Origin of the sequence: Salibacterium lacus, from assembly GCF_042684865.1 — a bacterium.
In the GTDB taxonomy this organism is placed as follows: domain Bacteria; phylum Bacillota; class Bacilli; order Bacillales; family Marinococcaceae; genus Salibacterium; species Salibacterium lacus.
The window spans coordinates 14,813-26,281 of sequence record NZ_JBHUML010000003.1; the positions used below are offsets into that span (position 1 = coordinate 14,813).

Below are 11,469 nucleotides of genomic sequence, written 5' to 3' on the forward strand. Positions count from 1 at the left end.
GCCGTATGTTCATCCGGAATGAAACCTTTTATTCCTTCCGCAAAAACTACCCCGTCATCACGTGGCTGACTGCTATACATCTCATTTTGTTTTTATGGATCAATCTTTCCAGGATAACCGGCGGACTGATTCCTCTCGGTGAGTGGATCCTTCAGAACGGCGCGGGTGTCACCGGTGCCATTCAATTCAACGGTGAGTACTGGCGGCTCATCACTCCTATTTTTCTTCACGAGGGCACACAGCACGTCCTGTTTAATTCCATTTCGCTGATTCTGTTCGGTCCGGCGCTGGAACGAATGCTCGGCAAAGGGAAGTTCATCGTTGTCTACCTTGGGGCCGGCATCATCGCCAACATCGCCACGACTCTTTTAACCGGCTTCTCGTACTCCCACATCGGAGCATCAGGGTCGATTTTCGGGCTGTTTGGTGTTTACCTCTACATGGTATTGTACCGCAAAGATTTAATTGACGCCATGAATGCCCGGATCATCAGCGTTATTGCCATACTGGGGATTGTCATGACGTTCTTGACCCCCAATGTTAACATCCTCGGCCATTTGTTCGGCCTCATTGCCGGCGCTGCCCTGGCCCCGGCGTTTTTAAAAAACGCCAGACCATTTACAGTGATGGAGGTGCATCGCAGGGTTCCTGATGATGAAATCGGCTTTAACCCCGACCGCTGGAAGAAACGGCGCATCCTGAACGGCCGGAAAGCATCACGCATTGTGGGCTGGATCTTTGTTGCTCTCGTCATTATCGGTATCATTTCAAGCCTTTTCTAAGTAGAATAGAAAAACGGGAGCTTCTCTTTTTTCAGGGAAGTTCCCGTTTTTTGTGTCCCGGGTTTATTCCATAAAGTTGGGAGCCTCCGGAATACTCACCGGTTCCTCTACAGGATAGCCGCCGCTGTTTTCCGGAGTAATGCCTTCAAACCGCACCTGCTCGTAACCAAAGTCCGCAGCTGTAAACAGAATCGATTCAATCATCCAGCGGAGGTTGGCTGATTCCCCGATACTGCTCTCTTCGGAGAACACGACTTCGGCTGTTCCGCTTTCTCCTCCGGCTGATTCAATAGAAGCCTCTTTCGGAATGGAAGGCCCGACCGGACTGTTTTCCGGCACGGTTTTCATCTGTTCGAGCGTTTCTTTCAGAGTGAACAACTCTCCGTTTTCATGGCTGTTCGTCATCCCGGTCCCCTGCTGACTGACGAGAAATTGATCATTTGTTTCACTCGTGTACATATAATAACCACGGTTATTTTCTTTCTGTCGGTAGTTTTCCACGATACCGTAATTCCCAAGATCCACGCCGGCCTGCCCATCATCGGTCAGAAGAACCTGGGTTTCGTCGGTATAGCGCAGGATTTCATCCAAACCTTTCACGATCATTTCACTTTGGGTGCTGCTGTCCGGTGTTTCAGCTTCTGTGAAATCAGCTTCCAGTAAACTGTTATCCCCGCCGTCAATCCAGTCTACACCTTCAAATGACGAGGCTGCCAAGCCAACCTGGGCCGGATTCCATGTTTCATTTTTCTCATCCATCAGCGTGGCTTTGTTATCGGCTGAGGCCGTGAAGGTTACCGGTACGACAAGCTTGGCTTCAGGATCCGGCACTGCTATGGTAGCAGCCGTTTGCGACTCATCCATCTGTTCTTCTGTCAGTGCTCCTGTATACTGATCATACGTCAGGTTTGTTTCTCCGGTATTCACTGACGGTTCTTTTTCTACTTCCGACTGCTGCGGCTGCTCGTTGGACTTCGTCATTTCCTCTTCTCTTCCAGATTCATTATCTGAGCTTGAATCCGCGGCACGCGGATCATCCTGACTCCCAGGCGGCTCTTCCTGGATGTTTGTTTCCTCCCTTTCTTCGGGGGAAGAACTATTATCTGTTGAAGATCCGGACTGGTTATTCAGCGTCAACATATTAGGTATCAGTACGAGCAGAAGAATCAAGGCTGCAGCTGCGGAAAAAGCAGGCATGACCCATTTTCCTGAGGTTTTTTGTTTCGAAGTCCGCGAACGCTGTACAATGTTTTGATAAATGTCTTCTTTCGGTCGTTTGTCTTTTACCTGCGGCAGCTGTTCAAGCGACTGCTTGATCCTTTCTTCTGAAGCGTGGTCATCTTTCTTCACTGTCCCGCCCTCCTTTCTGTCATCCGGTCTGTGCGGCCAAGCACTTCCTGAAGTTTTTTTACCGCCCTGTGCTGCGTCGTTTTCACTTTACTTTCCGACCAGCCGAGCACTTCCGCCGTTTCTTTGATAGAAAGCGAATCCATATAGCGCAGCACCAGCACCTGACGCTGATCGGGACTGATGTGATCCATACCGTCAAATACTTCCCGCGCGTCTTCCCGGGCCGATACCACCTCTTCAGGGAGAGGGGCGGGGTCCCGCACCTCCTCTTTGGTAAGGGGGCCAAGCACGCCGAGCCACTTGCGTTTTTTGCGGTTCTGCTTTCGTATCCAGTCAATTCCTACATGCCGGGCGATGGAATAGAGCCATGTTTTTTCCGTGCTTTTTCCTTCAAACGAATCAAAGGAATGAAACACTTTAATGTATACTTCCTGCACCAGTTCTTCCGCCGTTTCTTTGTCCCGTACCATATAGAATAAATATTGAAAGAGAGCGTGGTGATAGGTTTCATACAACCGTTCAAATTCCTCTTTCACGTGTAACACTCCCGCATCTTTAGTCGTTCGTTACGTCTTCAAAGTTACAAAAAAAGAAACGCAGCCGTCTTTTTTAAACAAAAACCCATATCCAGTAAATCGCTGCATATAACACAATAAAAGCAAGAAGCGCTCCTGCTACCTGTTTGTTCGTTTTTTTACGCATCGTACCACCTGCCATTTAAACTTAACAGGCCCTATTATATCACGTTTTTGTATAATGGTAGATTCCAAAAGAGTGAAAAAATATGGGAGACGGAACAGGAGAAAAGGCCTTTGACATTCCGTTTTACTTTTTCTACACTTTCTGTAACTGTTTCTTTGTACATAACGACTATGAAGTAGACAGACATACAAAGAAAAAAGAAAGGAATGGTATAGACATGAATCGAGGATTATTATTATTTGTTACTGCTGTACTGACATTGGGTCTTCTTGCCGCCTGCGGCCAAGGGGATCAAAACGGACAAGGCAGTACAGGAGATAACACACAAAGCGAAGAAAATACGCAGGAAGAGTCTGCTTCCGATGAAGGAACTGCCTCAGAAGATACCGAAAATCAAACGGATGGAGAAACCAGTGACGGTCAGACAGACGAGAGCGGAAATGAAGAAAATACAGAAGTAGAACAGGAAGATACGGTGGATACCGGGGAATCCGACGAAACAGTTACTGAAACAGTTACGTTGTATTTTTCCGATAATCAGCTGCTGGAAAAGTATACGGAAGAACAAGAGGTGGAAGCTTCTTCAGAAGAAGCACTGCCGGCTGCAGCACTTCAGGCCTGGATTGACGGCCCCAACTCCGACCAGCTCACTTCCCATTTCCCGGAAGACAGCAGTGTTGAGGTTCAATCTGTAGAAGGAGCGGACGGAACAGCAGAAGTATCATTCTCCCCTTCCTTCCTGGATATCAATGCCGGGTCAGGCGCAGAAATGGCTATTACTGAACAGATTGCCCTCATCATGCAGCAATTCGGGTACGACCAGACGAAAATTCTGGTTGACGGAGAAGAAGAATCATCCCTATTCGGACACATGGATGCCACGCAGCCATTTTCCCCTGAGAACGGAGATGAATACAGTCCGGTCGAATAAACACCTATATCCTTACAAGGGAGTCTGGGACAAAACCTCTATAAGATAGAAAAATGCCGAACGATTTTAAAAAATCGTTCGGCATTTTTCGTTGCTGAGATAAACCGCTGCGCCAAAATGCTTCGCTACCATCCGACTGTTGAACAACGCCGCAAGACATTCGTGTTGTCCTCCACCTATTTTACTTTTGTCCCAGACTCTTTTTGTATGAAGAACGGTGCACCACCCTTCATTCGAGTAAATACGCTGAGTGTGGTAAACTGAACAAACCAATTAAATAAAGAAGAAAGGGGAAGATACACCACAATGGCAGATGTCCATACCTTTTCGCGCAAAGAAGAAATTGCAAATGCGGCTACACATGCTGTTGGGATCGCCTTAAGTATTGCTGCCACTACACTCCTCATCGTCTTTGCCGCCATGCAGGCTACTACTTTTCACATTGTCAGCGTATCGATTTACGGAGGGACCATGCTTTTATTATACGTCTCCTCCACCCTTTTGCACAGCTTACGGCATGGAAAAACAAAAGACCTTTTCGAAATATTCGATCATGCTTCCATCTATCTGTTTATCGCAGGCACCTATACTCCATTTCTATTTCATGCGCTGGACGGCGCATTAAGCTGGACACTCTTTGGAGTAGTGTGGGGAATTGCTCTTTTCGGAGCCGGCTTTAAAGCCTTTTTCGTGAAAAAATTCGTCGTGCTCTCCACCCTGTTTTATGTATTGATGGGCTGGATTATTGTTGTGGCGTGGCAGCCGCTCACAGATTCCCTTGCTCCCGGAGGTACGGCTTTTCTTGTCGGCGGAGGTCTCTTGTATACGGTCGGAACCATCTTCTATGTGTGGAGGCACTTCCCTTATCACCACGCCGTCTGGCACGTGTTTGTCCTGGGAGGTACGGTGCTGCATTTTTTCGCCGTATTCCTATACGTTCTTCCCCTTGCTTAAAATAACAGCTTACATGTAAAAAAGGATGCCCCGTCATTTTTGGGACATCCTTTTATATTTATTTTGTTACAAACATCTGCGTCCAGTAATCACCGTAGCTGCCGCCTTGGGCATGGCCGACACCGATGTGGGTGAAGTCTTCGTTCATGATGTTTTCACGATGGCCTTCTGAATTCATCCAGCCTTCCACGACCTGCTCCGGTGAACGCTGGCCGGCTGCGATGTTTTCGCCGGCGCCGCGGTAATCAATATTGTAGGAATCCATCATGTCAAACGGGCTGCCGTAATTCGGGCTGTTATGGGAGAAATACCCTGCATCACGCATATCCTTTGACTTATCCCGGGCAACATCCGACAATTCACTGTATGACTTAAGGGGGGCAAGGCCGGCTTTTTCTCTCTCCTGGTTGGTCAGTTCAATCACCTGCTGCTCGAATTCACTTTCGTTTTCCACGTCCGCTGTGTTCTGCTGCTTTTCTGCTTGTTTTTTTGAAGCATTTTCTTCGGCAGCTTCCTGTTCAGGAGTTGACTCCGATGCCTTGTCTTCCGGAACGTTACTGCTTTCACCTGTTTTACTTTCCTGCTGTCCGGCCTCAGATTCCTGCTGCTGCTCTTGGCCACTGTCTTTTTCCTGCTGCGGCATTTCCACTTGGTACTGACCGCCGTTTTCCGCAAAGAACTTTTCCAGAGACACATTAAGATTGCTGCCTTCTTCTGAAAATGTATCTCCCTTTTCCACTGTTATGCAGTCCTGTGCCTGCGCAGCTGCCGGAAACATCAGTACGACAGCCGAAGCAATGATGATTTTTTTCATGCTGAACACCTCCAGCTGTTATTATGAACGTATCTCTTTATCTATGAAAGGGGGTTCGGAAATTGCTGGAAATCACTGCACGTCGTTTCCGACCACCTTTATGCCTTCTTTTTTTCTATAAATTAGTTTCATGGGTCACACTTTGTACCCTTTTCTTTCTAAACACATACGAAAGACTCTCCCTCTACCATTAACATTGTGCGTTTTCCTTCCTACAAATCCTAATAGAATCGTAAACAAACGTAATAAAAATGAAAAGGAAAAGTCGCGGAGTAAAAAAACGATGTTTTAAGGATAAAGAAAGAGGGTAAAAAGTTCGGTATCGTTTTGTATACATAACTTTTCAGAACAGGAGCCAGATAGTATGGAGAACCGAAACGAAACATTTAATAAAATCGGTTTAGATATCACAGAACATGCTGAGGAGCTTAAACAGCAGATACAGGCTGTCAAACAGCCGATTCATCGATTTGATTTCTCACGTAGTGATGAATATTTCCTGACATTGATTGATGAATTGTTTCAGACAATGGGAAAAGGCATAACAGAAGACCACCCCGAATCTTCCGTCCTGAAGGGAAATATCCGCTCCTGGGGAGAAAAGGCTGCCGACTACTGCCTGAAAAAAGAAATCACTCTTGGGACAGCGCTGACGATTATTCCGCAGATACGGGAGGTGCTGACACACACCATCGAACACGCATGTCTGGAGTTTGAATTGTCTCTGCATGACTCTTTTGTTATCTACAGCACATTTGAAGCGCTGCTTGATAACGCGGCCCATGCCTTCAGCCATACGTTTGTGAATCATCATATTACAGCACTTGAACGGGCCAAACAGGAAATGCAGGAAATCTCCGTTCCCGTCGTTCCTATCACACAGGGGACAGCCGTACTCCCTCTCATCGGAGATATGGATGATGAACGTTCCCAGTTCCTGCAGGAGCGGACTCTGGAGCATGCCACGGAACTGGAGCTGTCCTATCTGATTATTGATCTGTCCGGTATTAATACAATTAACACCTGGTTTGCCCAGCACCTGAATCAACTTATCGAAGCACTCCAGCTTCTTGGTATCGATACCGGTATTTCCGGAATGCGCCCGGAACTTTCCCAGACGATTGTACACCTTGGTATCAATTTCAAACATGTAGCCAAGTATTTAACCCTCGAGCAGGCCCTGCAGCAGCACACTGCCTACTTCAACCTGTAAACCCCCGAAAAACGCGCAGACAAACCGATACAAATCGGATAATGATCCAAACGCTGCCGGCGGTCCGTCATGGAGAATTGGATTTACCTGCCATTTGTTTTTTTAATGAACGGGGTCATTCTGTCTCCACTGCTTGCTTTTTCAATCTCCTCATCTATTGTTTCGAATCAGGAAATCCTTTATGATAAAGGGGTTGAATGATTTACGTAGAAAGGAACAATTCATGAGTACACTACAAGAGGAAATCACCTCCCGCAAAACGTTTGCGATTATTTCCCATCCCGACGCCGGAAAAACGACATTAACCGAAAAACTTCTGTATTTCGGCGGCGCGATCCGGGAAGCCGGTTCCGTAAAAGGGAAGAAAAATACGAAGCAGGCGACGAGTGACTGGATGGAAATCGAAAGACAGCGCGGCATTTCTGTCACCAGCTCTGTGTTAGAATTCGACTATAACGGCCATCACATCAATATCCTTGACACACCGGGCCACGAAGATTTCAGCGAAGACACGTACCGTACGCTGACCGCAGCTGACTCGGCGACGATGCTGATTGATGCCGCCAAAGGGGTGGAAGCCCAAACCGAAAAGCTTTTCAAGGTATGCAGCATGCGCGGCATTCCTATTTTCACATTTATCAACAAAATGGACCGTGAAGTCCGTGAACCGTTTGAAGTGATGGAAGAAATGGAAAACGTTCTCGGCATCCGCTCCTATCCGATGAACTGGCCGATCGGCATGGGCCAGAATTTCTTCGGCATCTATGACCGCCATGCCAGGAAAGTGGAGCTGTTTAACCCCGACAATCCATCGGATGTAGAAGTGAAACAGATATCCGGTCCGGAAGATCCATTGCTCGACGAACTCGTTGAACCTTCGTTCCTTTCCCAGTTCCGTGAAGAAATGGAACTGCTTGATGTGGCAGGAGATCCCTATGATGAAGATAAAATCTTCCGCGGTGAACTGACCCCCGTGTTTTTCGGCAGTGCGGTTTCCAACTTCGGCGTGCAGAATTTTCTCGAGCATTTCCTTTACTTCGCGCCTTCTCCGGTCGGCCGGGAAAGTGATCAAGGATTTGTAGAACCGGTGCAGGATCTGTTCTCAGGCTTTATCTTCAAAATCCAGGCGAACATGAACCCAAAACACCGGGACCGCATCGCTTTTATGAGGATTACTTCCGGAAAGTACACCCAGGGCATGACCGTCAATCACTCCCGGCTGAACAAAACAATGCGGCTCGCCCAGCCGACGCAGTTTCTGGCACAGGACCGGAGCATTGTCGAAGAGGCTTATGCCGGGGACATTATCGGATTGTTCGATCCAGGCACATTCCGGATCGGAGATACACTCGCAGGCAAAGGGAATTTCCAGTTTGCTGAAATGCCCCATTTTTCGCCGGAGCAGTTCGCTGCTGTCAGCGTGAAGGATGCCATGAAGCATAAGTCGTTTGAAAAGGGTATTCAGCAGTTGACCGAAGAGGGATTAATGCAGTTGTTCCAGACGTACAACCGCTATCCGGAACAGCAGATTATCGGAGTCGTCGGCGGGCTTCAGTTTGAAGTGCTGGAGCACCGGCTGAAAAACGAATACAACTCCGATATTCATCTGGAACATCTCCCCCTTACCATTGCACGCTGGGTAACCGGAGACGAAAAGGAACTCGACACGTTCCGGAAAAAACAGCGGAACCTCGCCGTAGACCGGGATAATAAGCTGGTCGCCCTGTTCGAAAACGAATTCCAGATGAACATGGCCAAAGACAAGTACCCGAATCTCGTCTTTCACGAAAACTCATTTACTGGATAAAAAACGAGTCTGAGACAAAACTTCTATAAGATAGAAAAATACCGAACGATTTTTTGAAATCGTTCGGTATTTTCGTTGCTGAGACAAGCCGCTATGCCAAAATGCTTTGCTTTTACTCCAGAGCACAAGGGCGGCATCGATTCGCTGGCGCTCATCGTGTCTTCTATGCCCCGGGCACGGCTCAAAAGGAGGAAGATCGGCTAAGATCGGCACCTCCTGGCGGGCGCCGACCTGACCCGCTTCCTGCGGGGTCCCCGTGACTCGTGCTGTTCTGAGCAGGAGTCAAAGCATTTTGGCTCCGCTGCTATACAGCTTTTGATTAGTGACCCGGAACATTCGTGTTATCTGGCGCATCATGTGCTTTTGTCCCAAACTCGTTTTTTTTAAGATTAATAAGAGCTGCTGCGCTTTTTAAAAAGATCTTATGAAAGAGGGATGTAACCTCTTTCCTTTTCTTCCTCCCCCAAGCTTACAGTCCGGCAAGCAGTACATAATTCAGCAAAAACAGTCCGGAAATGACGTACATGATCGGTGATACGGCTTTCGGGCGGCCTAGTGCAAGTTTAAGCAGCGGATAGGCGATAAAACCAAAAGCAATTCCATCGGCAATGGAGGACGTCAGGGGAATCAAGCCGATAACCAGATAAGCCGGAAACCATTCGGACATATCATCAAACGTGATGTGACGAATTTCCTGCACCATCAATCCACCGACAATAATGAGTACCGGAGCGATGGCCGCTTCGGGAATGCTTGTGAACAGCGGAGTGAAAAACAGCGACAACGCAAATAATACCCCTGTCACAATCGCTGTCACGCCGGTCCGTCCTCCTTCTGAAATACCAGACGCACTCTCCACCGTTGGAATGGTCGGAGACGTTCCAAGAAACCCCGAGGATAATGCAGAAACGGCAGATGCCTGATAAGACCTTGAAAATTTATTTTTGTCGGGAAGCATGCCCTGCAGAAGTCCCATGCTTTCAAACATTATAATAATCGTTAACGAAAAAACCGAAAGCAGAAAAGGAAGCTCCAGCACTGCGCTGAAATCAAGCGAACGCCACATCGATTCATAACCCGAAAACGAAAGAGCCGTCCCGGACTGCTCTCCTTTCAGACCAACAAGCCATCCTGTGCCACTCGTTACAGCCATACCGATCAAAAAGCTGCCTTTCACCCCGCGGACCAGCAGTCCCAGCGTCAACAGCAGCCCCAGGATCGTCAGCAGAGCTGCGGGGGAAGAAAGGGAGCCCAGCGTGACGAATCGATCCTCATCTGATGCAATCAATCCGCCTTTCTGCAGGCCGATAAATGATAAAAAGATGCCAATTCCCACCGTAATACCGAGTTTCAGAGACGATGGCACAGCCGTTGTCAATTTTCCTGCAAGCGGAGTCACCGCTGCAATCACGAACAGACACCCGGCCATGACCGCCGCGGCCAGCCCCTGCTGCCAGGTCAGGCCAAGCCCCTGTACAATCGTATAGGTGAAAAAGGCGTTAATCCCCATCCCCGGTGTCAATACAATCGGCGCATCCGCCCAGAACCCGATCAGCATGCATCCCAGCACCGTAACCAATACGGTGCCAAGCAGTGCATAGGAATAAGGCATGCCGGTGTCTGACAAAATAGCGGGGTTCACGACAAGAATATAGGCAATCGTAAAAAACGAAGTCAGCCCCGCCGTTATTTCTTTTTTCCATGTGGTATCCTGCGCGTTCAGCGAAAACATATCTATCTTCTCTCCTTTATAAAAGCAAAAAAAAGCTACAAGTCTCCTCCAGGCGGAAGAGACTCGTAGCCGGAAATTTATCGGTTTCCTGTAGAAACCCCGGACCCTGCCGCCCGGGATATACGAGTGAACGTTCTGTTTTCCAAAGAAGATTATAGCCCTTCTTTTTCTTTACGTCAACAACATAAAAAAGCCGAACACATAGAAAATACGGGCTGAACAGGGGAAGATATGATAAAATATAAGTCGACAATAATACGTAAAAAGAAACAGGTGACAAATCATGAAACTTACCGCAATCGATATGGATGGAACGCTTCTCCACAGCGACGGATACGTTTCCGAAAGAAACGCCGGCGCGCTGCGGAAGCTGCAGGAGGAAGGACAAAAAGTAGTTATCTCCACCGGACGGGACGTCTCCGATGTCAAACGCCTTCTACATGAAGTGAATATAATTCCGGATGGCATTGTGTCACTAAACGGCGGGGTCGTCACCTGGCAGGATGAACACGTCAAAACGTCCGTCATGGACCCGGACGACGTCATCGATCTGGCAGAGTGGCTGGATGAACATCAGTATTATTATCACATTAACACCGATGACGGCATCTACAGCCCTCCCCGTTCCCGCGAGTTTTTTCTGCATGACCTGGACGTATATGCAGAAGATAAAGAAAAAGGAGAAGAAATTAAAGAAGCAATCCGGCGGCGTGCTGATAAACACCACAATATGTATGACATAAAAGAACTGTCCTCTCCTGACATGTTGAAAAAACAGCAGCTCAACGTTTACAAGTTTCTTATCCTTTCCATGCTGGAACCTAAACTCCAGCGCTGCGCTGATCACTGGAGCGGCACTCCGGGTATTGCCGTCACCTCTTCAAGCCGTGATAACCTGGAAATGCTTCACCCGGAGACAGAGAAAGGGAAAGGGCTGATCGATCTTCTTTCTTATGCGGGACTGGACGGCATTGAAACATTTGCCATTGGAGACAATTTTAACGATCTCTCCATGTTCCGCGCCGCCTCCACCGCCATCGCAATGGAAAACGCGGAAGACGGCGTCAAGCAGGAAGCCGATTTTATAACAGTGCCACACGATGATGACGGGGTTGCACTGGCTGTTGAAACCCATATTCTTGATTCTTCTGTTTCACAGCATTGAGTCCCGTATTGCCTGCCAA

11 protein-coding genes and 1 riboswitch are annotated in these 11,469 nt (G+C 48.0%); of the genes, 7 read left to right on the forward strand and 4 right to left on the reverse strand.

Annotated elements, in window-relative coordinates:
* Positions 1–5 precede the first annotated feature (5 nt).
* Entirely contained in the window at positions 6–782 is a 777-nt protein-coding gene (locus ACFSUB_RS10715) for a rhomboid family intramembrane serine protease (RefSeq protein WP_380713255.1), read from the forward strand.
* 63 nt (positions 783–845) lie between these two features.
* Here ACFSUB_RS10715 and ACFSUB_RS10720 read toward each other — a convergent pair whose 3' ends face one another.
* Positions 846–2,132, reverse strand: a complete 1,287-nt coding sequence (locus ACFSUB_RS10720; RefSeq protein WP_380713256.1) for a GerMN domain-containing protein — start codon at positions 2,130–2,132, stop codon at positions 846–848.
* Positions 2,129–2,668 carry an RNA polymerase sigma factor SigX gene (locus ACFSUB_RS10725; RefSeq protein ID WP_380713257.1) on the reverse strand — a complete coding sequence of 180 codons (540 nt, stop codon included), beginning with the start codon at positions 2,666–2,668 and terminating at the stop codon, positions 2,129–2,131. Before ACFSUB_RS10725 ends, ACFSUB_RS10720 begins: the two co-directional genes overlap by 4 nt.
* 383 nt (positions 2,669–3,051) lie before the next feature.
* Here ACFSUB_RS10725 and ACFSUB_RS10730 point away from each other — a divergent pair, with 383 nt between their 5' ends.
* The gene (locus tag ACFSUB_RS10730) at positions 3,052–3,765 is read left to right on the forward strand and encodes a GerMN domain-containing protein (protein WP_380713258.1); all 714 of its coding nucleotides are present in this window, start codon (positions 3,052–3,054) and stop codon (positions 3,763–3,765) included.
* Positions 3,766–4,071: 306 nt separating this feature from the next.
* Positions 4,072–4,719 carry a PAQR family membrane homeostasis protein TrhA gene (trhA, locus tag ACFSUB_RS10735; RefSeq protein ID WP_380713259.1) on the forward strand — a complete coding sequence of 216 codons (648 nt, stop codon included), beginning with the start codon at positions 4,072–4,074 and terminating at the stop codon, positions 4,717–4,719.
* Between the two features lie 58 nt (positions 4,720–4,777).
* Here trhA and ACFSUB_RS10740 read toward each other — a convergent pair whose 3' ends face one another.
* Complete coding sequence (locus ACFSUB_RS10740) at positions 4,778–5,533, reverse strand: CAP domain-containing protein (protein ID WP_380713260.1); 756 nt, start codon at positions 5,531–5,533, stop codon at positions 4,778–4,780.
* Between the two features lie 364 nt (positions 5,534–5,897).
* Here ACFSUB_RS10740 and ACFSUB_RS10745 point away from each other — a divergent pair, with 364 nt between their 5' ends.
* The 3 genes from ACFSUB_RS10745 (at position 5,898) to ACFSUB_RS10755 (ending at position 8,553) form a co-directional block, all read left to right on the forward strand.
* Positions 5,898–6,746 (forward strand): STAS domain-containing protein, encoded by an 849-nt coding sequence (locus ACFSUB_RS10745; RefSeq protein ID WP_380713261.1) that lies wholly within the window; start codon positions 5,898–5,900, stop codon positions 6,744–6,746.
* A 69-nt stretch (positions 6,747–6,815) separates the two neighbouring features.
* A complete protein-coding gene (locus ACFSUB_RS10750; RefSeq protein WP_380713262.1) occupies positions 6,816–6,947 on the forward strand; it encodes a hypothetical protein in 132 nt (43 codons plus the stop codon).
* Between the two features lie 22 nt (positions 6,948–6,969).
* Positions 6,970–8,553 carry a peptide chain release factor 3 gene (locus ACFSUB_RS10755; protein ID WP_380713263.1) on the forward strand — a complete coding sequence of 528 codons (1,584 nt, stop codon included), beginning with the start codon at positions 6,970–6,972 and terminating at the stop codon, positions 8,551–8,553.
* Between the two features lie 469 nt (positions 8,554–9,022).
* Here ACFSUB_RS10755 and ACFSUB_RS10760 read toward each other — a convergent pair whose 3' ends face one another.
* Positions 9,023–10,285 (reverse strand): NCS2 family permease, encoded by a 1,263-nt coding sequence (locus tag ACFSUB_RS10760; RefSeq protein WP_380713264.1) that lies wholly within the window; start codon positions 10,283–10,285, stop codon positions 9,023–9,025.
* A 46-nt stretch (positions 10,286–10,331) separates the two neighbouring features.
* Positions 10,332–10,431: riboswitch (purine riboswitch) on the reverse strand.
* A gap of 137 nt (positions 10,432–10,568) precedes the next feature.
* On the opposite strand from ACFSUB_RS10760, the gene ACFSUB_RS10765 reads away from it, so the two are divergent.
* Entirely contained in the window at positions 10,569–11,450 is an 882-nt protein-coding gene (locus ACFSUB_RS10765; protein WP_380713265.1) for an HAD family hydrolase, read from the forward strand.
* Positions 11,451–11,469 lie beyond the last annotated feature (19 nt).